The sequence below is a fragment of the Microbacterium faecale genome (assembly GCF_014640975.1).
Lineage (GTDB): Bacteria > Actinomycetota > Actinomycetes > Actinomycetales > Microbacteriaceae > Microbacterium > Microbacterium faecale.
In genome coordinates, this window is record NZ_BMHO01000001.1 from 1,465,216 (window position 1) to 1,492,212 (window position 26,997).

30 protein-coding genes and 1 tRNA gene are annotated in these 26,997 nt (G+C 68.1%); 13 read left to right on the top strand and 18 right to left on the bottom strand.

The features are described 5' to 3' along the window. Positions 1–22 precede the first annotated feature (22 nt). The 3 genes from IEW87_RS06970 to aceA form a co-directional block, all read right to left on the bottom strand. On the bottom strand, positions 23–511 hold the full coding sequence (locus IEW87_RS06970) for an FBP domain-containing protein (RefSeq protein WP_188711548.1): 489 nt from the start codon (positions 509–511) through the stop codon (positions 23–25). 302 nt (positions 512–813) lie between these two features. Then, on the bottom strand, positions 814–2,484 hold the full coding sequence (gene aceB, locus IEW87_RS06975; RefSeq protein WP_188711549.1) for a malate synthase A: 1,671 nt from the start codon (positions 2,482–2,484) through the stop codon (positions 814–816). Positions 2,485–2,541: 57 nt separating this feature from the next. Beyond that, entirely contained in the window at positions 2,542–3,837 is a 1,296-nt protein-coding gene (gene aceA, locus IEW87_RS06980) for an isocitrate lyase (protein WP_188711550.1), read from the bottom strand. 139 nt (positions 3,838–3,976) lie between these two features. Here aceA and IEW87_RS06985 point away from each other — a divergent pair, with 139 nt between their 5' ends. The 5 genes from IEW87_RS06985 (at position 3,977) to IEW87_RS07005 (ending at position 7,456) form a co-directional block, all read left to right on the top strand. Further along, entirely contained in the window at positions 3,977–5,431 is a 1,455-nt protein-coding gene (locus tag IEW87_RS06985) for an XRE family transcriptional regulator (protein WP_188711551.1), read from the top strand. A 48-nt stretch (positions 5,432–5,479) separates the two neighbouring features. Next, complete coding sequence (locus tag IEW87_RS06990) at positions 5,480–6,124, top strand: SDR family oxidoreductase (protein WP_188711552.1); 645 nt, start codon at positions 5,480–5,482, stop codon at positions 6,122–6,124. A gap of 52 nt (positions 6,125–6,176) precedes the next feature. Further along, the gene (locus IEW87_RS06995; RefSeq protein ID WP_188711553.1) at positions 6,177–6,725 is read left to right on the top strand and encodes a DUF421 domain-containing protein; all 549 of its coding nucleotides are present in this window, start codon (positions 6,177–6,179) and stop codon (positions 6,723–6,725) included. A gap of 48 nt (positions 6,726–6,773) precedes the next feature. Next, the gene (locus tag IEW87_RS07000) at positions 6,774–7,340 is read left to right on the top strand and encodes an isochorismatase family protein (RefSeq protein ID WP_188711554.1); all 567 of its coding nucleotides are present in this window, start codon (positions 6,774–6,776) and stop codon (positions 7,338–7,340) included. 40 nt (positions 7,341–7,380) lie between these two features. Then, positions 7,381–7,456, top strand: a tRNA-Lys gene (locus tag IEW87_RS07005). A gap of 25 nt (positions 7,457–7,481) precedes the next feature. On the opposite strand, the gene IEW87_RS07010 is transcribed toward IEW87_RS07005, so the two are convergent. After that, positions 7,482–7,859 carry a winged helix-turn-helix transcriptional regulator gene (locus IEW87_RS07010; protein ID WP_188711555.1) on the bottom strand — a complete coding sequence of 126 codons (378 nt, stop codon included), beginning with the start codon at positions 7,857–7,859 and terminating at the stop codon, positions 7,482–7,484. An 84-nt stretch (positions 7,860–7,943) separates the two neighbouring features. Here IEW87_RS07010 and IEW87_RS07015 point away from each other — a divergent pair, with 84 nt between their 5' ends. Both IEW87_RS07015 and ligD read left to right on the top strand, forming a co-directional pair. Next, positions 7,944–8,354, top strand: a complete 411-nt coding sequence (locus IEW87_RS07015) for a RidA family protein (RefSeq protein ID WP_188711556.1) — start codon at positions 7,944–7,946, stop codon at positions 8,352–8,354. A gap of 61 nt (positions 8,355–8,415) precedes the next feature. After that, positions 8,416–9,294, top strand: coding sequence for a non-homologous end-joining DNA ligase (gene ligD, locus IEW87_RS07020; protein ID WP_229731002.1), 879 nt, complete (start codon positions 8,416–8,418; stop codon positions 9,292–9,294). A gap of 113 nt (positions 9,295–9,407) precedes the next feature. Here ligD and IEW87_RS07025 read toward each other — a convergent pair whose 3' ends face one another. Further along, positions 9,408–10,115 (bottom strand): ThuA domain-containing protein, encoded by a 708-nt coding sequence (locus tag IEW87_RS07025; protein WP_188711557.1) that lies wholly within the window; start codon positions 10,113–10,115, stop codon positions 9,408–9,410. 74 nt (positions 10,116–10,189) lie between these two features. Between IEW87_RS07025 and IEW87_RS07030 the strand changes: the two genes are divergently transcribed. After that, positions 10,190–11,410, top strand: coding sequence for an MFS transporter (locus tag IEW87_RS07030; RefSeq protein WP_188711558.1), 1,221 nt, complete (start codon positions 10,190–10,192; stop codon positions 11,408–11,410). A 14-nt stretch (positions 11,411–11,424) separates the two neighbouring features. On the opposite strand, the gene IEW87_RS07035 is transcribed toward IEW87_RS07030, so the two are convergent. Then, positions 11,425–11,766: a GNAT family N-acetyltransferase gene (locus IEW87_RS07035; protein WP_188711559.1), complete on the bottom strand. Its 342-nt coding sequence runs from the start codon at positions 11,764–11,766 to the stop codon at positions 11,425–11,427. Positions 11,767–11,775: 9 nt separating this feature from the next. After that, on the bottom strand, positions 11,776–12,762 hold the full coding sequence (locus IEW87_RS07040) for a pirin family protein (protein ID WP_188711560.1): 987 nt from the start codon (positions 12,760–12,762) through the stop codon (positions 11,776–11,778). A 99-nt stretch (positions 12,763–12,861) separates the two neighbouring features. On the opposite strand from IEW87_RS07040, the gene IEW87_RS07045 reads away from it, so the two are divergent. The 3 genes from IEW87_RS07045 to IEW87_RS07055 are packed head-to-tail and all read left to right on the top strand — an operon-like array spanning position 12,862 to position 14,794. Further along, positions 12,862–13,194 (top strand): PadR family transcriptional regulator, encoded by a 333-nt coding sequence (locus IEW87_RS07045; protein ID WP_188711561.1) that lies wholly within the window; start codon positions 12,862–12,864, stop codon positions 13,192–13,194. Between the two features lie 5 nt (positions 13,195–13,199). After that, positions 13,200–14,144 (top strand): permease prefix domain 1-containing protein, encoded by a 945-nt coding sequence (locus IEW87_RS07050; protein ID WP_229731181.1) that lies wholly within the window; start codon positions 13,200–13,202, stop codon positions 14,142–14,144. Positions 14,145–14,164: 20 nt separating this feature from the next. Then, complete coding sequence (locus IEW87_RS07055; RefSeq protein ID WP_188711563.1) at positions 14,165–14,794, top strand: DNA-directed RNA polymerase subunit beta; 630 nt, start codon at positions 14,165–14,167, stop codon at positions 14,792–14,794. A gap of 49 nt (positions 14,795–14,843) precedes the next feature. Here the strand turns inward: IEW87_RS07055 and IEW87_RS07060 are convergent, their stop codons facing one another. Together IEW87_RS07060 and IEW87_RS07065 are read right to left on the bottom strand one after the other, a co-directional pair. Further along, on the bottom strand, positions 14,844–15,737 hold the full coding sequence (locus IEW87_RS07060; protein WP_229731003.1) for a VOC family protein: 894 nt from the start codon (positions 15,735–15,737) through the stop codon (positions 14,844–14,846). Continuing rightward, positions 15,712–16,287, bottom strand: coding sequence for an NADPH-dependent F420 reductase (locus tag IEW87_RS07065; RefSeq protein WP_188711564.1), 576 nt, complete (start codon positions 16,285–16,287; stop codon positions 15,712–15,714). Before IEW87_RS07065 ends, IEW87_RS07060 begins: the two co-directional genes overlap by 26 nt. 79 nt (positions 16,288–16,366) lie before the next feature. Here IEW87_RS07065 and IEW87_RS07070 point away from each other — a divergent pair, with 79 nt between their 5' ends. Beyond that, the gene (locus IEW87_RS07070) at positions 16,367–16,867 is read left to right on the top strand and encodes a MarR family winged helix-turn-helix transcriptional regulator (RefSeq protein ID WP_229731004.1); all 501 of its coding nucleotides are present in this window, start codon (positions 16,367–16,369) and stop codon (positions 16,865–16,867) included. Positions 16,868–17,028: 161 nt separating this feature from the next. On the opposite strand, the gene pstB is transcribed toward IEW87_RS07070, so the two are convergent. From pstB to sdhC, 9 genes are all read right to left on the bottom strand, one after another. Continuing rightward, on the bottom strand, positions 17,029–17,808 hold the full coding sequence (gene pstB / locus IEW87_RS07075; RefSeq protein ID WP_188711565.1) for a phosphate ABC transporter ATP-binding protein PstB: 780 nt from the start codon (positions 17,806–17,808) through the stop codon (positions 17,029–17,031). A gap of 35 nt (positions 17,809–17,843) precedes the next feature. Beyond that, positions 17,844–18,974, bottom strand: a complete 1,131-nt coding sequence (pstA, locus tag IEW87_RS07080) for a phosphate ABC transporter permease PstA (RefSeq protein WP_188711566.1) — start codon at positions 18,972–18,974, stop codon at positions 17,844–17,846. Position 18,975: 1 nt separating this feature from the next. Beyond that, complete coding sequence (gene pstC / locus IEW87_RS07085) at positions 18,976–19,965, bottom strand: phosphate ABC transporter permease subunit PstC (protein WP_188711567.1); 990 nt, start codon at positions 19,963–19,965, stop codon at positions 18,976–18,978. Positions 19,966–20,060: 95 nt separating this feature from the next. After that, positions 20,061–21,182: a phosphate ABC transporter substrate-binding protein PstS gene (locus IEW87_RS07090; RefSeq protein ID WP_188711568.1), complete on the bottom strand. Its 1,122-nt coding sequence runs from the start codon at positions 21,180–21,182 to the stop codon at positions 20,061–20,063. Positions 21,183–21,297: 115 nt separating this feature from the next. Continuing rightward, positions 21,298–22,158: an exodeoxyribonuclease III gene (locus IEW87_RS07095; protein WP_188711569.1), complete on the bottom strand. Its 861-nt coding sequence runs from the start codon at positions 22,156–22,158 to the stop codon at positions 21,298–21,300. A 39-nt stretch (positions 22,159–22,197) separates the two neighbouring features. Beyond that, entirely contained in the window at positions 22,198–22,956 is a 759-nt protein-coding gene (locus IEW87_RS07100; protein ID WP_188711570.1) for a succinate dehydrogenase iron-sulfur subunit, read from the bottom strand. Further along, positions 22,956–24,782, bottom strand: a complete 1,827-nt coding sequence (gene sdhA / locus IEW87_RS07105) for a succinate dehydrogenase flavoprotein subunit (protein ID WP_188711571.1) — start codon at positions 24,780–24,782, stop codon at positions 22,956–22,958. Before sdhA ends, IEW87_RS07100 begins: the two co-directional genes overlap by 1 nt. 22 nt (positions 24,783–24,804) lie before the next feature. Further along, complete coding sequence (locus IEW87_RS07110; RefSeq protein WP_188711572.1) at positions 24,805–25,245, bottom strand: succinate dehydrogenase hydrophobic membrane anchor subunit; 441 nt, start codon at positions 25,243–25,245, stop codon at positions 24,805–24,807. Continuing rightward, positions 25,245–25,679 carry a succinate dehydrogenase, cytochrome b556 subunit gene (gene sdhC / locus IEW87_RS07115; RefSeq protein ID WP_229731005.1) on the bottom strand — a complete coding sequence of 145 codons (435 nt, stop codon included), beginning with the start codon at positions 25,677–25,679 and terminating at the stop codon, positions 25,245–25,247. The genes IEW87_RS07110 and sdhC overlap by 1 nt, the downstream gene beginning before the upstream one ends. A 173-nt stretch (positions 25,680–25,852) precedes the next feature. On the opposite strand from sdhC, the gene IEW87_RS07120 reads away from it, so the two are divergent. Further along, positions 25,853–26,965 (top strand): mannose-1-phosphate guanylyltransferase, encoded by a 1,113-nt coding sequence (locus IEW87_RS07120; protein ID WP_188711574.1) that lies wholly within the window; start codon positions 25,853–25,855, stop codon positions 26,963–26,965. The last annotated feature ends 32 nt before the right edge of the window (positions 26,966–26,997 follow it).

Below are 26,997 nucleotides of genomic sequence, written 5' to 3' on the forward strand. Positions count from 1 at the left end.
ATCCAGTCTCGCGCATGCGGGATCAGACGGTCGACGTGATGTCTCGCACGAAGCGGGCGACATTCGCGCGAAGCGTCGCGATGCGCGACTGACGCGCGGCCTCGACATCGAAGCCGTGATACGCGGCGACCGGCTTCCGTCGCACGTTGCGATTGCACTCGAACTCGGCGCAGACGTACGTGCCGACGGTGTTGCCGCGGCGTCCTGCCGCGCCGGCGCGCTTGGTGCTGAACATGACGACGTCGTTCGGCAGTTTCACGTCGGCGCACCACACGCACTGCGTCCGGGCGTGCGGGGTCTGCTCGGCCTGACGCATGAGCAGACCGACGGGCTCGTCATCGATCATCGTGATGACGTAGCCGACGAGCGGGAGCTTGGGATCTCGCCACCCGAGGAAGTCGAGATCCTCCCAGGCGATGGCGTCGAGATCGGGGAGGGGAATGGCCTTGCGCTCGCGCAGGGAAACATTGGCAAAGGCCGCCCGGATACGGGCAGCGTCGATGAACTGCATGACGAAAGAGCTTTCTGTTCAGGAATGACGAAGGAGTGCGCGGCTCACGAATCGGAGCACGCGAGAGGAGGAGCCTGGTCAGGCTCTGCGGCCCGCCGACGCTGTGCGCGTCGACGACCTCCTCACTCCCCGAAGGGTCATTCGCTGGAACACGTCGGCGATGTTACACCCGACGATGCATCGTGACGTTCAGCCGCCGTCTTCTTCGCCGACGGCGCGGTGCCGCCCGGACGGGGAAGAGCCCGTTCCGCGGATCCGCACGGGCGGATGCTCCGAGGAACGGGCTCTTCTCCGAGGGAGGGTCAACGGCGTTCGACCAGGTGCGTCGCATAGGCCTTCGTCGTCAGGAACGGAGCGAAGGTACTCGACAGTGCGACGTCGCGGAACACGGCGGCGGCGTCGTCGAACCGGTCGCCGTCCGCGCGCTCCGCCGAGGCGAGCACGTCATCGACGAGACCCGAGACGAACTCATGCGTGATGATCGAGCCCTCTTCGGTGACGCGATCCTGCCGGATCCACTGCCAGATCTGCGAGCGCGAGATCTCGGCGGTGGCCGCGTCCTCCATGAGGTTGTTGATGGCGACCGCGCCCTGGCCGCGCAGCCAGGCCTCGATGTAGCGGATCGCGACGTCGACGTTGCCCCTCACACCGGCGTCCGTGATGCCGCGTCCGATGGTGAGGTCGAGCAGGTGCCGCTCGCGCACGTCGACGTCGTCGCGCTGCCGGTCGAGCTGGTGCGGTCGGTCTCCCAGCACACGATCGAACTCCGCGCGTGCTGCGGGGATCAGGTCGGGGTGGGCGACCCACGTACCGTCGAACCCGTCCGTCGCCTCGCGCTTCTTGTCGCTCGCGACCTTCTCGAGAGCGTTGCGATTCGCCTCCTCGTCGCGCCGGTTCGGGATGAACGCGCTCATGCCGCCGATGGCATACGCGCCGCGGCGGTGACACGTCTTCACGAGGAGTTCGGTGTAGGCGCGCATGAACCCGACCGTCATCGTGACCTCGTTGCGATCGGGCAGCACGAAGCGTGACCCGCGTCCGCGATAGGTCTTGATGATCGAGAAGATGTAGTCCCAGCGACCCGCGTTGAGCCCGGCGCAGTGATCGCGCAGCTCGTACAGGATCTCCTCCATCTGGAACGCCGCCGGGAGCGTCTCGATGAGCACGGTCGCGCGGATCACCCCGTGGGGGAGCCCGAGGTACTGCTCCGAGAACGCGAACACCTGGTCCCACAGCTTCGCCTCCTCCGCCTGCTCGATCTTCGGCAGGTAGAAGTACGGCCCGCGCCCGCGCCGGATCAGCTCGTGCGCGTTATGGAACATGTAGAGCCCGAAGTCGACGAGCGAGCCCGACGCCGGCATCTCGCGGCCGTGCGTGTCGGTGAACACCAGGTGGTGCTCCTCGAGATGCCATCCGCGAGGCCGCATCACGATCGTCGGCGTCCGCTCGGCGGTGACCGTATAGTGCTTGCCGTTCGGCGCGGTGTGCTCGAGCTGCCCTCGGATCGCGTCATAGAGCGACAGCTGGCCGCCGATGACGTTCTGCCACGTGGGGCTCGTCGCGTCCTCCTGGTCGGCGAGCCACACGTTCGCGCCCGAGTTGAGCGCGTTGATCGTCATCCGCGGATCCGTCGGGCCGGTGATCTCGACGCGCCGTTCCTCGAGGCCCGGGCCGGCTCCCGCGACCCGCCAGTCGTCGCGCTCGCGGATCCGACTGGTGTCATCGCGGAAGGTGGGGTTGTGGCCGTTGCCGATCTCATAGCCGTGACGCAGACGAGCGGCGAGGCGGTCGTACCGTGCGCCCGCGAAGAGATCGTGCAGCTGGGCGAGGAAGGCGAGTGCGTCGGGAGTGAGGACCTGCTCGAAGCGCTCGCGCATCGGTCCGGTGACCGAGATCGCGGGGTAGGTGCGCTCGCGGATCCGCTCGTCGCTGCGTTCTCTCGCGGTGCGTTCGGTGGTGTCGATGAGGGTCATGATCGTGCTCCAAGAAGATGTGTACGCGTGTCGTGGGGGCCGCGGTCGGCGGCCGGATCAGAACTGCTCGGCCTCGGTGGAGCCGGCGAGCGCGAGGGTCGAGGCGTCGGGGTTGAGCGCGCTCGACACGTGGTCGAAGTAGCCGGTGCCGACCTCGCGCTGGTGACGGGTCGCGGTGTAGCCGTCGGCCTCCGCGGCGAATTCGGCGTTCTGCAGGTCGACGTACGCCGTCATCGCGTTCTCCGCGTAGCCGCGTGCGAGCTGGAACATCGAGTGATTCAGCGCATGGAAGCCCGCGAGCGTGATGAACTGGAAGCGGTATCCCAGCTCGGCGAGTTCGGCCTGGAACGTGGCGATCTCGCCGTCCGAGAGCGCGGCCGCCCAGTTGAAGCTCGGCGAGCAGTTGTACGCGAGCATCTTGCCGGGGTGCTCCGCGTGGACCGCGCTCGCGAACTCGCGGGCCAGTTCGATGTCGGGCGTGCCCGTCTCGACCCACAGCAGATCCGCGTACGGCGCATACGCGAGGCCGCGGCTGATGACCGCGTCGATGCCGTTCCGCACACGGTAGAAGCCCTCGCTCGAACGTTCGCCGGTGAGGAAGGGGCGGTCACGCTCGTCCACGTCGCTCGTGAGCAGGTCGGCCGCAAGTGCGTCGGTGCGGGCGATCTGGATCGTCGGAACGCCGGCGACGTCGGCCGCGAGCCGCGCCGCGTTCAGCGTCCGGATGTGCTGGCTCGTCGGCACGAGCACCTTGCCGCCGAGGTGCCCGCACTTCTTCTCGCTCGCGAGCTGATCCTCCCAGTGGATGCCCGCCGCGCCCGCCTGGATCATCCCGTGTGCGAGCTCGTAGGCGTTGAGGGATCCGCCGAAGCCCGCCTCCGCGTCGGCGACGATGGGCGCGAGCCAGTCGCGCGTGAGCGCACCTTCCGCCGACTCGAGCTGGTCCTGCCGCAGGAGCGCGTTGTTGATGCGGCGGACGACCGCGGGCACGGAGTTCGCGGGATACAGCGACTGGTCGGGGTAGGTCTGGCCGGACAGATTCGCGTCGGCCGCGACCTGCCACCCGGACAGGTAGATCGCCGGCAGTCCGGCCCGCACCTGCTGCACCGCCTGGTTGCCGGTGAGGGCGCCGAGTGCCCGCACGTACTCACCCGTGGTGAGGCGCTCCCAGAGCGTCTCCGCACCACGGCGCGCAAGCGTCGGCTCTTCTCGAACGCTGCCGCGCAGGCGGACGACGTCCTCGGCCGTGTAGTCGCGACGAACGTCGTTCCATCGGGCGTCCGCGTCCCACTCGAGCTGCAGGTCGGCGGCCGTCTGCGTCTGCGTACCGGGACGGTGCGGGGTGGTGGTCATCTTCGATCTCCTCCGTTCGTGCGGCGAACCGCGTGTCATAGGACCACCATGCGTGAACGGTCAGCGCCCGAACGCGGATCCATGGAGAGAACTATTGCGAAGTTTCTGTACTGCGGATGCATGTGGCAGAATCTGCGGCATGACGACGCTCGAGGACGAGACGGATGAGGCCGACGCGATCGCGGTGGGGCGACGGATCCGCGCGCTGCGGACGGCGAAGAAGATGACGCTCGCTCAGCTCGCCGAGGCGGTGGGGCGTGCGCCGAGCCAGCTGTCGATGATCGAGAACGGCCGCCGTGAGCCGCGCCTGTCGATGCTGCGCGCGATCGCGCGCGAACTTGGCGTCGCGCCGGACGCGTTGCTCGCGCAGGAGGAGCTGGATCCGCGCAGCGAGCTCGAGATCGCCCTCGAACGCGAGATGCGCTCGCCGCGGCTGCGTGCGCTCGGAATCGAGCCGTTTCGGATCCCCAAGGGGATGCCCGACGAGGCGATCGCCGCGATGCTGCGACTCACGGGGGAGATCGATCGCCTGCGTGACGAGCGACAGGCGACGCCGGAGGAGGCACGGCGAGCGAACCTCGAGCTCCGTCACCTCATGCGTGCCCAGGACAACTACTTTCCCGAGCTGGAGCGCACGGCCGAGGAGATCCTGGCCGCCGTCGACCACACGGGCGGTCCGCTGACCCAGCGGGCGGCCGGCGAGATCGCCGCGCACCTCGGCGTCACCCTGCACTACGTGCCTGACCTGCCCGCGTCGACCCGCAGCGTGCTGGATCTCAAGCACGGCCGACTGTACCTGCCGAACAGCGTGTCGACGGATCCGCGCGGGCCGATGCTGCAGGCGCTCGCGAGCCGCATGCTCGGCCACTCGGAGCCGACCTCGTACGCGGAGTTCCTGCGCCAGCGCGTCGAGCAGAACTACCTCGCCGGAGCGCTGCTCATCCCGGAGAAGCGTGCGGTGCACGCGCTCTCCGACGCGAAGAAGCGACGCGCGATCTCGATCGAGGACCTGCGCGACGCGTATTCGGTGTCGTACGAGACCGCGGCGCACCGATTCACGAACCTCGCCACGCGCCACCTCGATCTCCGCGTGCACTTCCTGAAGGTGCACGAATCGGGAACGATCACGAAGGCATACGAGAACGACGACGTGAACTTCCCCACCGACCGACTCGGATCCATCGAAGGCCAGCTCTGCTGCCGACGCTGGACGAGTCGCGTCGTCTTCGACGTGGACGACCGGTTCAACCCTTACTTCCAGTACACCGACACCGGTGAAGGTACGTTCTGGTGCACGGCGCGCGTCGAGCACTCGAGCCAGGGTGCTCACTCGGTGAGCGTCGGCGTGCGGTTCGACGACACCAAGTGGTTCGTTGGGCGCGACACCCTCAATCGCGGGGTCTCGCGTCACGCCGACGACGTGTGCTGCCGCCGCCCGCCGGAGCAGCTCGCGGGAAAGTGGCGCGACGGAGCGTGGCCGAACGTCGCGACCCCCCGGACGCTCCTCGCGACGCTCCCGACGGGCACGTTCCCGGGCGTGGACACCACGGACGTCTATGAGTTCCTCGAGCAGTACGCCCCGACCGCTCCCTGACGGGGATACCGTGGGAAGAACCCACGAACGACCACGGAAGGACACCCCATGTCGCGCGTTCTGATCATCGGAGGACACGGGAAGGTGGCGCTGCGCCTCGCCCCGCTGCTCGTGGAGCGCGGGGACGACGTCACGTCCGTCTTCCGCAATGTCGATCACGAAGAAGAGGTCGCGGCAACGGGAGCCACACCGGTCGTCGCCGACATCGAGCGTCTCGATGTCGCGGGGCTGGCCGACCTCGTCCGCGGGCACGACGCGGTGGTCTTCGCGGCCGGCGCGGGCGGCGGGGATCCCGAGCGCACGTACGCCGTCGATCGCGATGCCGCGATCCGGTCGATGGAGGCGGCGTCGGTCGCCGGCGTGTCTCGGTACGTCATGGTGTCGTACCTGCGGGCGAGCCGCGAACACGGCGTCGCACCGGACAATTCGTTCTACGCGTACGCCGAGGCCAAGTCGCTGGCGGACGAGCATCTGCGCGGCACCGACCTCGACTGGACGATCCTCGGCCCGGGCCCGCTCACCCTCGATGAGCCGACGGGCCTGATCGAGGTGACGGAGCCGGGGGACGGCCGCGTCGCGCGGGCCGATGTCGCGGCGGTCGCGGCGGCGGTCCTCACAGATCCGTCGACCGTGCGTCGGACGATCGCGTTCGGCAACGGATCCGTCCCGATCGCGGAGGCCGTTCGCGCCTGACGCCGCTGCCCGGTGGCAATACCCTTGATCGCAGAGACGAGGGAGGAACACCGTGGCGGAACTGCTCGGAGTCACGTGGCTCGAGGCGGGCGCGGTCGCGCTCGCGACGGTCGGGATGTACGTCGCGCTGGTGGTGCTCATCCGCATCCTGGGGCAGCGGATGCTCTCCGGGATGTCGAGCTACGACCTCGCCGCCGTGATCGCGTTCGGCGGGCTCATCGCCCGCGCCGCTCTCGGTGAATCTCCGCGACTCGCGGGCGGCGTGATCGCGCTCGTCACCCTCGTGGCGTTGCAGGCACTGTCCGGGGTGATACGGCAGACGCGGTTCGGGTCATGGCTGGTCGTGAACCGCCCCGTGCTGATCATGGCGGGCTCGGAGGTGCTGCAGCGCCACATGGACCGCTGCCACGTCTCGTATCCCGAGCTGCACTCGCGGCTGCGCCAGTCGGGGGTGTCCCACGCCGACCAGGTCGGAGCGGTCATCTTCGAGCCCTCCGGAACACTGAGCGTCATCCGTCGTGGCCAGCCGATGGATCCCCTGTTCTTTCGCGATGTCGTCGGCGCCGAGAGGCTCACCGAGTCCTCGCCGGGTCGCGCATAACTCTCGCGCGATCGAGACACGGGCGCGTGGGAGACGTAGAGTCGAGGCATGGCCAGGGCACTTCTCATCGTCGACGTGCAGAACGACTTCACGGAGGACGGCGCGCTCGCTGTCGCCGGCGGCGACGCCGTCGCGATCGGTGTCACGCGGCACCTTCGCGAACACGCAGCCGACTACGCTGCGATCCTCGCGTCGCGCGACTGGCACAACGCTGACGACGACAACGGCGGGCACTTCTCCGAGACCCCGGACTTCGTCGACACGTGGCCCGTGCACTGCGTGGCGGGCACGCCCGGTGCCGAATACGACCCGTGGTTCGACCCCGCCGCCGTGACGCATCACGTCAAGAAGGGGCAGGGGATCCCGGCCTATTCGATGTTCGAGGGATCGGACGAGGACGGGCGCACCGTCGCGGACCTCCTTGAGGCACACGGCGTTGACGCCGTCGACGTCGTCGGGCTCGCGACCGACCACTGCGTCCGTGCCACCACGCTCGACGCGCTCGTGCACGGCGTCTCGGTGCGAGTCTTCACGCACCTCATCGCGGGGGTCGCCCCCGATTCGAGTGCACGTGCCCTCGATGAACTCGAGGCGGGCGGCGCGGAGCTCGTCTGAGCGTGTCGTTCGCCCCGCTCTCGTGCCGTAGAATCGGTGCGGGCCTATAGCTCAGTTGGCAGAGCATCGGACTTTTAATCCGCGGGTCGCGGGTTCGAGCCCCGCTGGGCCCACCAGTACATCCCGACACGTTGCCGGCGCTCACGCGTCGTACTCCGTATCGAAGGCGTCGCGCGCCCGCGTCACCTCGGCCATGTGCGCCGTGCTCCACATCAGCAGGGCATCGATGAGGTCCTGCAGTGTGCGGCCGAGATCCGAGATGCGGTATTCGACGGCGACCGGCCGGGTGTCGATGACTTCGCGCTCCACCATTCCGTTGCGCTCGAGCCGGCGTAGCGAGGCGGTGAGCGATTTCTGCGTCACCGTGGGAATGGCGCGCCGCAGTTCGTTGAAGCGATGTGGGCGCTCGCACAGCGTGTCGAGGACGAGCAACGACCACTTGTCGAGGATCTCGTCGAGCAGCGCGCGGTGCTCTCCGGCGATCTGGGAATGAACGGCGGCGGCGGGGGTGGTTTCCATGGCGACACCTGGTCTCGTTGAAGTGCTCTTCGGAGACCACGTATACAGGAGATACCTACACATCGCAACGAAGAAGGATCTCTCATGACGGTTTCGCTCTCCACCCCGCCCGGGATGTTCCAGCCGGTTCCGTACCATCACGTGTCGGTGGCGACTGGTGGTCGGCACATCAGCGTGGCCGGTCAGATCGCGCGCGACGAACACGGGAACCGACTCGCGCCGGGGGATCTGGCCGGGCAGTTGGCGCACGCGCTGCGGAACACCGCGCGCGGCCTGGCAGGTGCGGGAGCGAGCTTCCGCGACGTCGTCCGACTGCGGTTCTACGTGACCGCGTGGCAGCTGGAGAAGTATGGCGAGTTCATGGCGGGCATCGAGTCCGTCGTCGAGGAGCTCGGCATCCCCCAGCCGCTCCCACCGCTGTCCTGTATCGGCGTCGACTATCTGTTCGAGCCCGATGTTCTCGTCGAGGTCGAGGCCGACGCCATCGTCTCCTGACCCACGGCGGACGGTCCGTCAACCCCCTCGTGGTTCTGTGCCGGATGGTCATCATGGAGACGTGGCCACTTCAGAGATGACGATCGAGGTCGGTGGACACGCGGTCCGAGTGACGAGCGCGGACAGGGCGGTCTATCCGGCCACGGGAACGACGAAGGCAGACGTGGTCGCGTACTATCGCGCGATCGCCGACACAATGTTGCCGCACGTCCGCGACCGGGCGCTGACGCGCAAGCGCTGGCCCGACGGCGTGGGCGAGGACGGCGATGGCGCAACCTTCTTTCAGAAGGATCTCGGCGGGGCCGCGCCGGACTGGGTGCGCACGGAGCGGATCCAGCACCGCGACCACGTCAACGCCTACCCTCTCGCGAACGAGGAGGCGACGCTCGTGTGGCTGGGGCAGATCTCCGCGCTCGAGCTCCACGTGCCGCAGTGGCGCTTCGGGGATGACGGCACGCAACTCGCCCCTGATCGGCTCGTGTTCGATCTCGACCCGGGGGAGGGGGTGACGCTCGAGCAGTGCGCACAGATCGCGTTCCGGATCCGCCGTGCACTGCGTGCCGAGGGGCTGGACCCGGTGCCCGCGACGAGTGGCGGGAAGGGGATCCACGTCTACGCGCCGCTCGACGGCTCACGCACGTCCGACGAGGCGTCCGCGCTGGCGAAAGAGCTCGCGCGCCGGCTCGAGACCGACCGTCCTGACGAGGTTACGAGCGCCATGAAGCGCTCCGAACGCGGCGGCCGGGTCTTCATCGACTGGAGCCAGAACAATGCCTCGAAGACCACGGTCGCCCCGTACTCGCTGCGCGGCAGGAGGCGCCCCACGGTGGCGGCGCCACGCACGTGGCACGAGTTGGCCTCTCCGCACCTTCGCCAGCTCGAGTACCCCGAGGTGCTGAGACGCGTGGCCAACCGCGGCGACCCGCTCGCGGCGGCATAGTCGTGCGCCGCCGCCGCTGAGCATCTCGAAATTTGCGGGCAGGCCGCGAGATCGCCCGAAATAGTGCGACGGTTGGCGAATTCCGAGATGCTCAGCGAATCACCGACGCGAGGCTACGCGACGGGCTCGCGGCGCGCCCAGAGCAGCCCGCGTTCGATGATCGTCCGGACGCTCTCGTTTCGCAGCACATCGAGGTCGTGGCCGGGCGTCGCGACGAACACGCGGCCCTCGCCCCACGCGCGGGTCCAGACAGCCGGCGTCGTGACCGGCCGAGACCAGGGGTGGTACGGCTGGACGGGATGCGTCGTCGTGGCGAGCACGTCGTTGAGGGTGTCGGTGAGCACCCAGTACTGCTCCGTCACGAGACCGAAGTCGTCGATCCCCGACGTGATCTCGTGCGCGCGCCCGAGCTCGGTGATCTCGATCTGGTGCGGAATGTAGTTATCGGACGGGTCGTCCTTCAGTTCGTCGGGGTGCTTCGACGGGTGCGTCGCGAACTGGCCGCCGATGAGCTGGAGATACTCGGCGTCCGCACGGTAGGAGTCGGCGATTCCCCCGTGCCAGCCCGCGAGGCCGGTGCCGTTCGCGACGGCCGCTCGCAGGCCCTGCGACGCCTCGCGCGAGATCTCGGACATCGTCACGCACTGCAGGATCAGGTCCGTGCGGGCCATCACGTCGGAATCGGCGTAGATCTCGTTCGACGACTCGACTCGGACCGCGAAGCCGTTCGCTTCGAGGAATGGAATGAACAGGTCTGTGGCCTCGACGGGGAAATGCCCGTCCCATCCGCCTCGGACGACGAGCGCCTCACGTGTCTGCATGCCCGCTCCCTTCGCGCATATTTGGTGTCGATCGCAACAAGGCTACCGGGTGCGGGATGAGGGAGAATCGACACATGGTCGAGGATGTCGGGTCACGCGGATCCGTCTGGCGAGTTCCGGGCATGCCGGCTCTGCTCGCGACCTCGGCGCTCGGTTTCGCCGGATATGCGCTGCTGCTTCCGACCGCGCCGCTCTGGGCGCGCAGCGGCGGCGCGGATGAGGGCGGTGCCGGCCTCGTCAACGCGGTGCTGATGCTCGCGACGGTGCTGGTGCAGACGACCGTCCCCTGGGCGCTCCGTACGCTGGGGTGGCGCGTGACGCTGGTGGTGGGGATGGTGCTGCTGGGCGCGCCGTCGCTGCTGTTCGCGCTCACCGATGAGCTCTGGGGGATCCTGGCGCTCTCGGCCGTTCGCGGTGCGGGGTTCGCGGTGCTCACGGTCTGCGGATCCAGTGCGGTCGCGCACCTCGTCGAGGCGTCGCACCGCGGACGGGGCATCGGCGTGTACGGTCTGTCGATCGCGGTGCCGCAGTTCCTGCTCACTCCGACCTCCGCGTGGATCGCCGAGTCGATCGACTTCCGCATCGTGTTCGTGCTCGGGTGTCTGCCCGTGGCCGCCGCGCCCTTCGCTGCTGCGCTCGGGGCTCGCATCGACAAGGCCGGAGAGACGCCGGAGGATGAGCACCGGCCCGCTCGGGCGGTCAGCCGCGGGCGGGTGCTGCTCGCATTGGGTGTGCCCGCTCTCGTGCTGTTGGCGATCACGACGCCGGGCGGTGCGATCATCTCGTTCGCGCCGCAGTTCGGCTACGGTGCGCTGACGGTCGTGATCGGACTGTTCGCCTTCACGGGCGTGACGGCGTTCTCGCGTTGGCTCGCCGGCGGTCTGGCCGATCAGTTCGGGCCACACCGGTTCATCTCGCCCCTCCTCGCGGTCGGCGCGGTGGGGCTGGGCCTCGCGGCATGGGCAGTGACCGTTCCGGAGCGCAGTCCCGTCGCCCTCGTCGCGGGGATGATGCTCGTTGGCCTCGCATACGGGGCGCTGCAGAACCTCACCCTCGTCGTGTCGTTCGCCGCAGTGCCCAGCCGGTTGCGCAACGTCGCGAGCACGACCTGGAACATCGGATTCGACACCGGCACGGGCCTCGGCTCGCTCGTCGTCGGCTTCATCGCCGCGGGCGCGAGCTTCACCGCGGGGCTCGCTGTGACCGCGGGGCTCTGCGTCGTCATCGGCCTGCTGCACCTGATCCACTTGGCGCGCCTCCGCCGGCACGCGCTGGACGAGCCCCCCGCATTCTGACAGCGCCTCGGGCGTCAGCGCGTACGTTCAGCGACGGCCCGGAGGTGGGTGGGGGTCGGGGTCACGACCGCATGCGGTGCGTCGGGGTGCTTCTCGGCCCACGCCTTGACGTAGGGGCAGACGGGCACGATCGCTCGGCCCTCGGCCGCCGCAGCGGCGACCGTCTCGCGCACCAGGCGGGAGGCGAGGCCCTGGCCGCCGTATTCCTCGTCGACGCGGGTGTGGAACAGCACGCGATCGCCGTCGACGTCGACGTACTCCTCCTCGCCGATCTCCGCGTCGCCCGATTGGCGGTCGAGGAGCACGTACCGGCTCTGATCTGCGCGGTGTTCGATTGCGTAGCGTTCATCGGACATGTCGTCTCCTTACTCGCGCGGGCGCAGCCGCACGTTCGGCAGGGCGGGAGCGGGAAGCGGGTCGGGCTCGCCGTCCGGAAACTGACCGAAGAGCGGATCCGGCTCAGCGCCCGCGGGTTCGAAGCCGAGCTCGGCCTGGTAGCGCTGGCGGAACGCAGCGACCTCGTCGTGCGAGCGGCCCACGAAGTTCCACCACATCACGATCTGCTCTCCGAGGGGCACCCCGCCCAGCAGGATGACGCGCGCGTCGCGCGGTGCAGAGATCGTCAGCGTGTCGCTGCCGAGCGGCGCATACCCGAGGGCGCGGTGCGGAATCGTCGTGCCGTTGACCACGACGTCGCCGGTCTCGGCGAGTGCCGCGAGTTCGAAATCGCGCCGGACGTCGAGCGTCACTTCCGTGCCGGCCGCGAGCGTGAGCTCCGCGCCCAGCAGGTCGGGTGTTCTCGTATCCACCGGGGAGGCGGATCCGGCGAGCGCGCCGAGGAACACGCGCACGCTGACGCCGGGGGCGGGCGCGACCGGGGCGGGGACGTAGTGCGCGAAGTGGTTCTCTGAGAAGCGCGTCGACTCGGGCATGGCGTACCAGAGCTGTACGCCGTGCAGCGTGGTCGTCTCGGGCGTCGAGATCTCCTGGTGCGTAATGCCGCGTCCAGCGATCATGAGATTCAACTCGCCGGGCCGCACGCGCGCTGCGTTGCCGCCCGAGTCGAGGTGATCGATCTCGCCGCTGAAGACCCACGACACTGTCGCGAGCCCGGTGTGCGGGTGTCGCGGCACGCGCATGCCGCCCGTGAGCGAGACGTCGTCGGGCCCGTAGTGGTCGAGGAAGCACCAGGATCCGACGAGCGAGCGCTTGCGTTGCGGGAGCGTGCGCGAGACCGGCATCGCGCGGGGCCCGCCGAGCGGCACCGATCGCGGCAGCAGCACCTCGACGTCGATGCATGGCTCGCCCGCCTCGAGCAGGGCGAGGTCGGGGGACCGCTCAAGGTTGCTCATGCCCTCAGCGTACGGATTTCCGGGGTCGACGCCACCCAAACGGCACGCACGTCATCGCGTGATTGACAATAGTGTGTGACGCACAGTATTGTGGTGGACATGAGCGATGGATCCGATCTGCACCTGCAGGAGCTGCGCCGCGGCACCGTGGTGCTCGCGTGCGTCACCCTGCTGCGGCGCCCGGGGTACGGCTACGGGCTGCTCGAGCAGCTCGCCGATCGCGGGTTCGCGACCGACGCCAACACGCTGTACCCGCTGCTGCGGCGCCTCGAGAAGCAGGGGTTCCTGCGGAGCGAATGGGATACCGCCGAATCGCGGCCGCGCAAGTTCTACCGCACCTCCGATGAGGGGATGCGGCTCGCCGAAGACATGACCAGGGAATGGCGCGCGCTCAGTCGCGCGATCGGGTCACTCGACCAGGAAGGGACGTGAGCACGATGACCGCCACGCTGACCGAACGCTATATCGAGGCGACGGTGCGTCGTCTGCCCGCGACCGCGCAGGACGACGTACGTCGCGAGCTCGAGGCCTCCATCGCGGACGCCGTCGAGGCTCGCATCGAGCAGGGTGAGTCGCCCGCCGAGGCGGAACACGCCGCGCTCACCGAGCTGGGCGATCCCGCCGTGCTGGCGAGCGGTTTCGCCGACCGGCCGCTGCACCTGATCGGTCCGCGTTTCTACCTCTCGTGGATGCGGCTGATGAAGATCCTGCTGTGGACGCTTCCGCCCCTGGCCGCGGTGGGTGGCGCGATCGGGCACGCGGTCACCGGCGCCGGGTTCGGCACCGTCTTCGCCGAGGCGATCGTCCTCGCGATCAGCGTCGCCGTGCACACCGCATTCTGGACGACGCTCATCTTCGCGGTGATCGAACGCACCGGAGCGGAACTCCCGTCGATGTGGACCGTCGATCAGCTTCCCGAGGTGCCGGAGAAGGAGGGCGGGTGGACCGACGCGATCGCGTCGCTCGTCTTCCTCGCGCTCGCCGCCGGCGCGTTCGTATGGGATGCGCTCCGCGGATTCGTCTGGACGGGCGAGGCGTGGATCCCGGCGCTCAGTGCTGAGCTCTGGCCATGGTGGATGGCGGCCCTGTTCGTCATCATGGCCGCCGAGGCCGTGTTCGTCGTCATCCGTGCGAAGCGTCGCCGCTGGACGACGGCCCTGGTCATGTGGCGAATCGTGCTCGCCACGCTCGTCGTGAGTTGGTCGGCGACGGTCCTCGGCCGGGGGATCGTGCTGAACACGGATGTCGTCCAGCTGCTCGCCGAGCGCGGCGTCGGATCCGACGTTCTGGGGATCCTCGCGATCCTCCTCGCCGCGGCGATTTTCGCCGGAGCCGTCTGGTCGGTGGTCGTCGCCGCGGCTGGCACCCGACGCGACCGCTGACGGGCGTACCCTGGTACGCGATGTCCCACGAGTTCTCCAAGCCGGTGTTCCGGCCGTCCGGCACCTTCGATCGGCTCTTCAGTTCTGAGGATCCGGCGGAGGTGTCGCGCGCGGCGCACTCGACCGCGACGACGCTCCTCGCGCGCGTGCGCGACGAGGAGGATCCCGCGGTCGTCGAGCGGCTGATCTCGTTCACGGATTCGCACGGCATCGACGACATCGCGCAGCTCTGGGCGCGCTCGCCCGCGAAGTCGCTGCCCGGATCCCTATGGCGGCTGTATCTCGTGCAGCTGAGCATCCACGACGACCCGAGGACGGCCTCGCTCCTGTACGAGCGCGGCCACCGCGAGCTGCGCACGACGGATCCGCTGGTCGCGGGGGCACGAACGCCGGTGGCACCGGACGAGCTGGTCGCGCTCATCGACACGATCCTGCGCGGCGCGTTCACGGGCGACTTCGCGCTCGCCCTCGACCGGGCGGCCGCGTTCTGCCGGGTACAGGCCTCCGGCGCGACCCACCTCGCCGATGACTACGAGACCACGGAACCGGATCGCGCGACAGCCTTTACGACGCGGGCCCTGCGCCTGTCGTCGTTCGCCGACGATCTCGCCGTCGCCGCCCGCATGTGGCGGCGCGACGAATTGATCTAGACATCGCAGAGCCCCGCCGCCCCTGAGGGGATCGGCGGGGCTGGAGCGGTCACGCCGCCGTGGATAGGCGAACGAGGTTCGCCCACGGATCCTCGAACGAGACGGTCGCGCCGTCATCGCGGATCGCGACGCCGTGGTGACGTAGGCGCTCGGTCGTGGCGCCGATGTCATCGGGCGTCGGGAGGGCGATGTCGACCGTGCCCAGACCGAGGGTCCGGCCGCGTCGGCCGGCACCCGCGCTGTTCCAGACGTTCATCGCCATGTGGTGGTGGTAACCGCCGGCGCTGACGAACAGGGCGCCGTTCCAGTCGAGCGTCGTCTCGAAGCCGAGCTGATTCACATAGAACCGGCGCGCGGTCTCGACGTCGCCGACGCTGAGGTGCACGTGGCCGACGCTTGCGCCGCCGACGATCGGATCCGCCGCGCCCGCTTCGGTCAGGTGCTCGCTCAGGTATCCCTGTGGGTCGAGCCGGATCACGTCCATCTCGACCTGCCCGTGCGTCCAACTCCACGCCGTGCGGTCGCGGTCCCAGTAGAGTTCGACGCCGTTGCCCTCGGGGTCGGTGAAATAGAACGCCTTGCTGACGAGGTGGTCGGCGCTGCCGGTGAACGTCCCCGGCGCGTGGCGCGCGACCGACGCGACGGCGGCGGCCAGTGCCGGCTCGGATTCGAACAGGATGGCCGTGTGGAACAGGCCGGCGTCGCGCGGTGACGCGTGCCGCAGCTCCGGCGCATGCTCGAGGACGACCACGGGGGTCGTCCCGCGGCCGAGTACCGCGGTGGGGCCGACGGCGGTGAGAACGCGGAGCGGGACACCCTCGGTGTAGTACCGGATCATCCCGTCGAGGTCCGCCACGCGGAGCGTGACGGGGCCCATCGCGGTGTCGGCCGCGAGCAGGTCGCGCGCGGGCCGCACGTCAGCTGACGACAGCGAATCCGGCATCCCAAGCCACCTTCTCCTGTGCCGCGAGCGTGAGCTGCAGGAATCCGACCGCCTCGAGCTCGTGGGCGCGCTTCAGCGCACCGGCGTCGATCGCGCGGACGCCACCGGCCGTGACGGCATCGGCGAGCGCCTGCTTCGCGCTGGCGTCGTCTCCCGCGATGAGGACGGTCGTCGCGACGTCCCCGACCTGGCCGGACGCGAGGGTTCCGGCGAAGTTCGTGTTGAACGCCTTCACGACCTTCGCGGACGGCAGTGCCTTCTGCAGTTCCGCGGCGGCCGAGCTGCCGGTCGGGACGACGAGAGCGTCGAACGTGGCGAAGTCGAGGGGGTTGGTGATGTCGACGACGGTCTTGCCGGCGAGCTTGTCGCCGTAGTCGGCGGTGATCTGCTCGAGCGCGGTGTAGGGGACGGCGAGGACGACGATGTCGCCCTGGATCTCGGCGTCATGCTCGGAGCTGCCGATGTGCTGCACGGCCGCGCCGCCCTTGGCGAAGATCGCGTCGATCGCCGCGCCCATGTTGCCGTTGCCGAAGATGGTGATGTTGGTCATGATGTCCTCCATGTGGTTGTTGGTACAACTATATATGACAACATCGTTGTCGGCACAACTATTCCCGTAAGATCGTCGTGTGTCCCGATCCCGATCATTCACCGCCGACGAGCAGGCGACCTGGGCGCCGATGGCGGCCGTCATGGAGCTGCTGCCGCGCCGCATCGACGCGCAACTCCTGCGCGACGACGACCTCACGCACTTCGACTACTTCGCGATGGCGGTCCTGACGCGCGCCGACGATCACGCGCTGCGCATGAGCGAGCTCGCGGTGCTCACCAATGCGACGAGGCCGCGGCTGTCTCACGTCATCGCGCGCCTGGAGAAGCGCGGCTACGTGGCGCGGACGAAGGCCGCCGACGACGGGCGGGGGACCGAGGTGCGCCTCACCCACGAAGGGCGGCGGAAGGCGATCGCGGCGACGCCGGGCCATGTGGCGAATGTCCGAGACGTTGTGCTGGACGCGCTCGCGCCCGAGCAGAGGGAGCAGCTGCGTGAGATCGCCTATCTTCTGCTCGAACGCCTGGATCCCGAGGGTCAGGTTGCGGGGCTGCGCCGCGGCGACTTCGACGGGCGCTGAGGTTCACGGCGCGTCCGCGAGCATGAAGAGGCCGGGCCGCAGAAAACGCCTCTCGGCGGAAGGCCGCTCGAAGCGGCGAGAGTTGGAGCCCGGGGTTTTGACTGCGACCCGGCACACCCAGTGTAACGGCGCTGGCGCCAGATGTATTCCCCGCGAAGGGGTCAGCCGAAGCGTCCGGAGACGTAGTCCTCGGTGGCCTTCTGGGCGGGCGCCGTGAAGATCTTCGTCGTGTCGTCGTACTCGATGAGCTTGCCCGGCTTGCCGGTTCCGGCGATGTTGAAGAACGCGGTCTTGTCGCTGACGCGGCTGGCCTGCTGCATGTTGTGCGTGACGATCACGACCGTGTAGTCGTTCTTGATCTCGGCGATGAGCTCTTCGATCGCGAACGTCGAGATCGGGTCCAGCGCCGAACACGGCTCGTCCATGAGGATCACGTCGGGGGAGACCGCGATGGCACGTGCGATGCAGAGGCGCTGCTGCTGTCCGCCCGATAGGCCTGATCCGGGCTTGTCGAGGCGATCCTTGACCTCGTTCCACAGGTTCGCACCGCGCAGCGACTGCTCGAGGAGCCCGTCCTGGTCGCTCTTCGCCATGCGTCGGTTGTTCAGCTTGACGCCGGCGAGGACGTTGTCGCGGATCGACATCGTCGGGAACGGATTGGGGCGCTGGAACACCATGCCGACCTGGCGGCGCACGAGCACCGGGTCGACGCCGGCACCGTATAGGTTCTTGCCGTCGATCATGACCTGGCCCTCGACGCGGGCGCCGGGGATCACCTCGTGCATGCGGTTGAGCGTGCGCAGGAAGGTCGACTTGCCGCAGCCGGACGGGCCGATGAACGCCGTCACGGTGCCGGGCTGCACGTCGAGCGACACGCCTTCGACGGCGAGGAAGTCGCCGTAGTAGACGTTGAGGTCGTTGACTTCGATGCTCTTGGACATCTGGATCCTTCTGTTGCTTTCGAAAAGATTCTCGTTCAGCGGCCGCGCGTCTTCGGGGCGAAGAACTTCGACACGAGGCGCGCCACGAGGTTGAGCGCCATGACGATGACGAGCAGGGTGAGCGCAGCAGCCCAGGCACGGGCGATGGACTCGTCCGGCGCTGCCGCGCTCGGGTACATCACCTGGTTGTAGACGAAGACGGGCAAGGTCATCATCTGGCCGTTCTCGGACTCGAACGCGTTCAGCTGCATGTTGGCGGTGAAACCCGCCGTGAGCAGCAGCGGCGCGGTCTCGCCGATGACGCGCGCGATCGCCAGCACGACCGAGGTCGTGATGCCCGCGATCGAGGTCGGGAGCACGACCTTCACGATGGTCAGCCACTTCGGGACGCCGAGCGCGTAGGACGCCTCGCGCAGTTCGTTCGGGACGATCCGCAACATCTCCTCGGATCCGCGCACCACGACGGGAATCATCAGAACGCAGAGCGACAGGGCACCCATGATGCCCATGCGCACGCCGGGGCCCATGAGGAGCGCGAAGACCGAGTAGATGAACAGACCGGCGACGATCGACGGGATGCCGGTCATGACGTCGACGAAGAACGTGATGCCCTTGGCGAGCTTGCCGCCGGCGCCGTACTCGACGAGATAGATCGAGGTCATGAGGCCGATGGGCACCGAGATGATCGTCGCGAGGCCCGTGATGATGAGCGTGCCCCAGATCGCGTGGACGGCGCCGCCGCCCTCCGCGACAACGTTGCGCATCGACCACGTGAAGAAGGTCATGTCGAAGCGGTCGAGGCCGTTGATCACGACCGTCCAGAGGACGGACACGAGTGGGAGGCAGGCGAGCACGAACGCCGTCGAGATGAGCGCCGTCATCAACCGGTCGATCGCGTGGCGCCGGCTCTCGGCGATCGCGGAGAGCACGCCGATGAACACGATGTATATCACCATGCCGACGAACAGGGCGCCGACGATGTTGAAGTCCGAGAGGTCTGCTTCGAGGTTCATGACCGCGAACACCGCGAAGGCGATCGCCATGGCGCCGCCAAGGATGGCCCAGGGCGCCCAGGCAGGCAGCTGTCCGGAGGTGATGCGCCGGGACTCGAGCTCTGGCGTTGTCGCGGCCTGCTCGTCAGGTCGCGTCGTTGTGGGAGTGGTCATGTCAGTTCGCTCCCGAGAACTCAGCGCGGCGGTTGACGAGCCAGCGTGCGATCGCGTTGACGATGAACGTCACGATGAAGAGGATGAGGCCGGTGGCGATGAGCGTGTTGACGCCCGTGCCGTGAGCCTCGGGGAAGTCCTGAGCGATGTTCGCGGCGATCGACAGCGGGTTGCCCGACTGCAGCAGCTGCACGGCGACGATGGGGGATCCTGACAGCACCATCGTCACGGCCATCGTCTCGCCGAGCGCACGGCCGAGGCCGAGCATCGCGCCCGACACCATGCCGCCGCGGGCGAACGGGAGCACGGCCATCCGCACCATCTCCCAGCGCGTGGCGCCGAGGGCGAGCGCGGCTTCTTCGTGCAGCTTCGGCGTCTGCAGGAACACCTCGCGGCAGATCGCCGTCATGATCGGGAGGATCATGACGGCCAGAACGAGCGCTGCCGTCAGGATCGTCCGTCCCGTCGGCGAGGGCTGACCGCCGAAGAACCACTCGAGCACGGGCACCTGACCGACGGTCGAGTTGAGCCACGCGTAGAAGGGCGTGAGGAAGCCCGAGAAGAACTGCATGCCCCACAGGCCGAACACGACGGACGGGACGGCGGCCAGCAGGTCGATGACGTAGCCGAGGACGGCGGCGAGGCGCCGCGGCGCGTAGTGCGAGATGAACAGTGCGATGCCGATGGCCACCGGCGTCGCGATGACGAGTGCGAGAAGTGACGACCACAGCGTGCCGAACAGCAGCGGGAACGCGTACGACCAGAAGCTCGCGCCGCCGAGGAGATGGTTGTCTTCGGGATCGGTCGTGAACGCGGGGATCGACTGGCCGATGAGGAAGACCGCCGTTGCGGCGAGCACGAGGAGGATGATGATGCCGGCGCCGAGGGAGGTGCCGGAGAAAGCGAGGTCCCCGGGGCGCCGCTTCGCGCGGGGCGCTTTCCGCCGGTCAGGCGGAGCGTCGGGGGCGGGTGCCGTATCGAGCTTGCTCATGTGGTCCCAGCTGTCGGGCGGTCGGGGTTCATGCTGGTGCCCCCGAAGCAGGCTCGTGTGGATACGAGACCGCCCCGGGGGCGCTCTACAGCAGACTACTCGGTGACGATCGCGTCGACCGCGGTCAGCACCTGCTCGCGCAGGCCCTCCGAGATCGGGGCGCTGCCCGAGGCGGTGGCCGAGGCCTCCTGGCCCTCCTCAGAGGCGACGTACGTGAGGTAGTCCTTCACGAGCTGCGCCTTGTCGGTGTCTTCGTACTCGACGCACGCGATGAGGTACGACACGAGCGCGATCGGGTAGGCGCCATCGGTCGCGGTCGCGGGATCCACGGCGAACACGAGGTCCTGCGGCTCGCGGTCGGCCTCGAGCTCCGAGTTCTCGATGAGCTTCGACGCGGCTTCGGACGAGTACGCGACGTACTCGCCGTCGACGCCCACGGCGACCTGGCCGGCACCCTCGGGAACCTGCGAGGCGTCGAGGTAGCCGATGGTGCCCTCGCCCTGGCCGATGACCTGCGAGACGCCCTGCGTGCCGTTGGCGCTCTCCGTGCCGTCGATGGGCCAGTCTTCGACCGGGCCGTACGTCCACGCGTCGGAGGCCGTGGCGTCGAGGTAGGTGGTGAACGTCTCGGTCGTCCCGGAGCTGTCGGAGCGGTTGACGGGCGTGATGGCCGTGTCGGGCAGCTCGACGCCGTCGTTCTGCGAGGCGATCGCCTCGTCGTTCCACGTCGTGATGTCACCGGCGAAGATCGCCGCGATCGTGTCGGCGTCGAGGTTGAGCGTGTCGATCTCGGGGAGGTTGAACGCGATGGCGACCGGCGAGATGTACGTCGGCACCTCGACGATGCTGTCCGAGACGCAGCCGGCGAACCCGGCGCCGAACTCGTCGAGCTCGTATGCGCGGTCGGACCCGATGAAGTCGGACGCGCCCGAGGTGAAGTTCTCGCGGCCGGTGCCGGATCCGGTCGACTCGTAGTTGACCGTCGCCTCGGGGTTGGCCGTCTGGAACTCGGCGACGAGCGCCTGCTGTGCCGACGCCTGCGACGAGGCGCCGGTGGCGCCGATCGTGCCCGAGGAGCCACCCGACTCGGCCGGGGCATCGCTCGTCGTGGTGTCGTCGTTCTGGTCGGCGGGCTGCTCGTTCGCGGCGCAGCCGGCGAGAGTCAGAGCAGCGACGGCACCGAGAGCAGCGATGCCGGAAAGTCGATTGAGCTTCACGAAGAATCCGATCCGTTCTGAGGAGGACAGGGTATGTCGTCGGGAGGGACACCCGACATGACGTGACGCTATGCGCGCTTTCTGTCCTGATCGGAGACTGAAGGTGAACGGGAGATTAACGACCGTGTGCGGTCGCTGAGAGGTCGTAGTCGGCCACGACGGGAGCGTGATCGCTCCAGCGGGTGTCGTACGACGGATACCGATCGACGCGATACGAGGTGACGCGGCTCGCGAGCTCGGGCGTCGCCGCGTGATAGTCGATGCGCCAGCCGGTGTCGTTGTCGAACGCTTGACCACGGTTCGACCACCACGTGTATGGTCCGTCGACCTCGCCCGCGAACGTGCGGCCCACATCGACGAAGCCGAGCCCGGTACGCGTGACGCCGTCGACGCACTCGATCGGCTCGCCCGCGGGGCCGAAGAACCGGTCGAAGTACGCCCGCTCCTCGGGAAGGAAGCCGGACTTCTTGCGGTTGCCGCGCCAGTTCTTGATGTCGAGCTCACGGTGGCCCACATTGAGGTCGCCCGTGACCACGGCGAGCGCTCCCGGCTGGTTCAGTGCCTCGAAGCGGTCGACCATCGCATCGAGGAAGAGCCACTTCGCGTCCTGACGAGGCGTTCCGACCTCGCCCGAGTGGACGTACGCGCTGGCGACGGTGAGCGCTGCGCCGTCGACCTCGACGTCGGCTTCGATCCAGCGGCCGCTCGAGTCGACGTCCTCGTCGCCGAGCCCGACGCGGGTGTCGGCGAACGGGATCCGCGACGCGATCGCGACGCCGGCGCGGCCCTTCTGGGAGGACTCGTCTTCGACGAGGTGCCAGTCGGGCAACACGGCCTCGAGGTGCTCGCGCTGACCGCGGACCTCCTGGATCGTCAGAATGTCGACGCCGGCCTGTTCTAGCCAGGCTCCCATGCCCTTCCGCGTGGCCGCGCGGATGCCGTTGACGTTGACGGAGGCGATGCGAATCATGCCCATCAGCCTATCGCTGGCGGGTCACCGTCGGCGACGCTCGGGTCAGCGACCGCCCTTGAGGACGGCCTCCTTGACCTCGGCGATCGCCTTGGTCACCTCGATGCCGCGGGGGCACGCCTCGGTGCAGTTGAAGGTCGTGCGGCAGCGCCACACGCCCTCCTGGTCGTTGAGGATGTCGAGGCGCACCTGCGATTCGTCGTCACGCGAGTCGAAGATGAATCGGTGCGCGTTGACGATCGCCGCCGGGCCGAAGTACTGCCCGTCGGTCCAGAACACGGGGCAGGACGACGTGCACGCGGCGCAGAGGATGCACTTGGTCGTGTCGTCGAAGCGCTCGCGGTCGTCGATCGTCTGGTGACGCTCCTGGCCTTCCGCCGGGGCGGACTTGGCCTGCAGGAACGGCTGCACCTCGCGGTAGGCCGCGAAGAACGGCTCCATGTCGACGATGAGGTCCTTCTCGAGGGGAAGACCCTTGATCGCCTCGACGTAGACCGGCTTCGAGATGTCGAGATCCTTGATGAGGGTCTTGCACGCGAGTCGGTTGCGGCCGTTGATGCGCATCGCGTCGGATCCGCAGATGCCGTGCGCGCACGAGCGGCGGAACGCGAGGGATCCGTCCATGTCCCACTTGATCGAGTGGAGCGCGTCGAGCACGCGGTCGGTGGGGTACATCTCGACGTCGTAGTCGACCCACTTCGGTTCCGTGTCGACTTCCGGGTTGAATCGGCGCACCATGAAGGTCACGAGGTACGACTGGATGGCGCTCTCCTGCTCGGGAGCGTCTGCCACGGCTATCGACATCAGTACTTCCTCTCCAACGGCGGGTAACGGAGCTCGCCCGAATCATCCTTGATGAACGCGACCGGCTTCCATTCGAGGGCGATGTGGTCCTCGGGGTTCGGCGAGTGCGGGTCGCCGGTGAGGTAGGCCATCGTGTGCTTCATGTAGTTCTCGTCGTCGCGGTCGGGGAAGTCCTCCCGCATGTGGCCGCCGCGGCTCTCCTTGCGGTTGCGCGCGGCGTACGCGACGATCTCGGCGAGGTCGAGGAGGAACCCGAGTTCGATCGCCTCGAGAAGGTCGGTGTTGAACCGCTTGCCCCTGTCGTCGATCGTGATGTTCATGTAGCGCTCGCGCAGGCTGTGGATCGTGCCCATGACGTTCGTCAGGGTCTCCTCGGTGCGGAACACCTGCGCGTTCTTGTCCATCTCCTCCTGGAGCGTGCGGCGGATGTCCGCGGTGCGCTCCGTGCCGGCCGAGGTGCGGATCCGCTCGACCATCTCTCGGACCTCCTTCGCGGGATCCTCGGGGAGGGGGACGAACTCGGCGCTCTTCGCGTATGCGACGGCGTTTCGACCGCTGCGCTTGCCGAACACGTTGATGTCCAGCAGCGAGTTCGTGCCGAGGCGGTTCGAACCGTGCACCGACACGCAGGCGCACTCGCCCGCGGCGTACAGGCCGGGGACGACGCGTTCGTTGTCCGCGAGGACCTCGGCATCGTTGTTGGTCGGGATCCCGCCCATCGCGTAGTGCGCGGTCGGCATCACGGGGACCGGCTCGACGACGGGGTCGACGCCCAGGTAGGTGCGCGCGAACTCCGTGATGTCGGGGAGCTTGGTCTCGAGCACCTCGGCACCGAGGTGGGTGCAGTCGAGGTAGACGTAGTCCTTGTTCGGTCCCGCGCCGCGGCCCTCGAGGACCTCCTTGACCATCGAGCGCGCCACGATGTCACGCGGGGCCAGGTCCTTGATGGTGGGGGCGTAGCGCTCCATGAAGCGCTCGCCGGAGGCGTTGCGCAGGATCGCGCCCTCACCGCGGGCGCCCTCCGTCAGGAGGATGCCGAGGCCAGCGAGCCCCGTCGGGTGGAACTGGAAGAACTCGATGTCCTCGAGGGGGAGGCCCTTGCGCCAGATGATGCCGACGCCGTCGCCCGTGAGCGTGTGGGCGTTCGACGTCGTCTTGAACATCTTGCCGAACCCGCCGGTCGCGAACACAACCGACTTCGCGTGGAAGACGTGCAGGTCTCCGGTGGCGAGATCGAGTGCGACGATGCCGGCGATGCGGATCTCGCCGCCGTCCTTCACGGTCACGAGGTCGAGCGCGTAGAACTCGTTGAAGAAGTTGATGCCGAGCTTGACGCAGTTCTGGTACAGCGTCTGCAGGATCATGTGGCCCGTGCGGTCGGCCGCGTAGCACGCGCGGCGCACCGGCGACTTGCCGTGTTCACGGGTGTGTCCGCCGAAGCGACGCTGGTCGATCTTGCCGTCAGGCGTGCGGTTGAACGGCAGACCCATGTTCTCGAGGTCGATGACGGCCTCGATCGCCTCCTTGGCGAGGATCTCGGCCGCATCCTGGTCGACGAGGTAGTCGCCGCCCTTGATGGTGTCGAAGGTGTGCCACTCCCACGAGTCCTCTTCGACGTTCGCAAGCGCCGCGGCCATGCCGCCCTGTGCGGCGCCGGTGTGCGACCTGGTCGGGTAGAGCTTCGTGACGACGGCGGTCCGTGCGTTCGGGCCCGCTTCGATCGCGGCGCGCATGCCAGCGCCGCCGGCGCCGACGATGACGACGTCGTGCTCGTGGTAGTAGACGCCGTCCTTGAAGACCGCGTCAGGGTATGCCGTGGATGTCATGCGTGAGTCAATCTGTGGAGGGTCAGGCCTGGCACTGAGCCCAGAGCGCGCTGGACTCGGTAACGCCGATGCAGGGGTCGAAGGTGAACACGACGAGCGTGCCGAGCACGATCATGAGCGCCGCGACGATGCCGATGATCCACACGAGTGCGGCGCGCACCTTGGTGTTCAGTACATAGTCGTTGACGATCGTGCGCATGCCGTTCGCGCCGTGGATGAAGCCCAGCCACAGCATGAGGACGTCCCACCACTGCCAGAACGGGTCGGCGAGCTTTCCGGCGACGAAGCCGAAGTCGATCGCGTTGATGCCCTCGCCGACCATGAGGTTCACGAACAGGTGGCCGAAGATCAGCACGATGAGCAGGACGCCCGACACGCGCATGTAGAGCCAGCCCCACTTTTCGAAGTTGGATCCCTTGCGGCGCTGCGGGGTGCGGGGTGCGTCGAGAGTGGAAGCGTTCATCAGTGACCCCCTCCCATGTGCGCGAGCACGTTCGGGATGTGTCGCGCGCTGAAGCCGATCATCGTGACGGCCCAGACCGCGATCACGGTCCAGAACATCACGCGATGGTACTTAGCGCCCTTCGACCAGAAGTCGATGAGGATGATGCGCACGCCGTTGAACGCGTGGTAGACGATGCCCGCCACGAGGGCGACCTCGCCGAAGCCCATGATGGGCGTCTGGTACTGGCCGATGACCGCGTTGTATGCCTCGGGGGAGACGCGGATCAGTGCCGTGTCGAGGACGTGCACGAGGAGGAAGAAGAAAATGGCAACGCCGGTGATGCGGTGCAGGACCCACGACCACATGCCCTCACCGCCGCGATACAGAGTTCCTCGCGGCACTTTCGACGTCGTCTGAGACACATCGAGTGTCTGTCGCGCAGATGCGGACACGATCATCCTCTCTGATCGATGCTGGTGTCGTTCACGCGCACGCTGACTCGCGTGCTCGTCGAACCTTCGTCCAGGATACTCCCGGGTAGGGGTTTCCTCGACTAAGCCCACCCTAAGTATCTCGACGTCGAGATATCCGTGTTCTGCGCGCTTGATCGACTACCGTGGACGCCATGTCTGAGCCGCTCGACGACTTCGTTGCCGTGATCCCTGCCGGCGGGATCGGATCCCGCCTCTGGCCTCTCTCGCGGGCGGAGTCGCCGAAGTTCCTTCACGATCTGACCGGGTCCGGTCTGACGCTGCTGCGCACCACCTGGGACCGGCTTCTGCCGCTCGCGGGCGCGGCGAACATCAGCATCGTCACGGGGCGCGCGCACGGAGACAAGGTCGAGGACTCGCTCCCGGACATCGACCTCGACAACGTGTTCATCGAGCAGGACCCGCGCGACTCGGCCGCCGCGATCGGTCTCGCGGCCGCGATCCTGCACCGCCGCAACCCCGAGGTCGTCATCGGCTCGTTCGCCGCCGACCACGTGATCAAGCGTCAGCGCGTGTTCGAGTTCACCGTGCGTCAGGCCGTCGCGGCCGCGCGCGAGGGGTACATCGCCACGATCGGGATCCAGCCGAGCGAGCCGGCCATCGGCTTCGGCTACATCAAGACGGGCGACGAGCTCGTCATCGACGACGCTCCGATGGCGGCACGCGTGGAACGCTTCGTCGAGAAGCCCGACCTCGCGACGGCGCGCGCCTATTTCGCCGACCGCTCCTATCTCTGGAACGCGGGCATGTTCATCTCGCGCGCGGACGTGCTGCTGGACGAGCTCGCGCAGAACGAGCCCGAGCTGCATGCCGGACTGGTCGAGATCGCCGCGGCGTGGGACACGCCGGAGCGCGACGCGGTCGCGACGCGCGTATGGCCGACGCTGAAGAAGATCGCGATCGACTATGCCGTCGCCGAGCCCGCGGCCGAGAAGGGGCGGCTGGCCGTGATCCCCGGACAGTTCGACTGGGACGACGTGGGCGATTTCGCGAGCCTGTGGAAGCTCGTCGGCGACGGGAGGCGCGACGGCGTGACCGTCCTCGGCCCGAACGACAACGTGCTCGAAGACGACGCATCGGCGCTCGTCGTCTCGCAGACCGACCGTGTGATCGCCATGATCGGCGTGCAGAACGTCATCGTCGTCGACACCCCGGATGCCCTGCTGGTCACGACGAGCGAACACGCGCAGCGTGTGAAGCAGACTGTCAGCGCGCTGCAGACGCAGGGGCGCAACAGCGTCCTCTGATCCGCTTCGCGCTAGCCGTCCGAGCGTGAAGA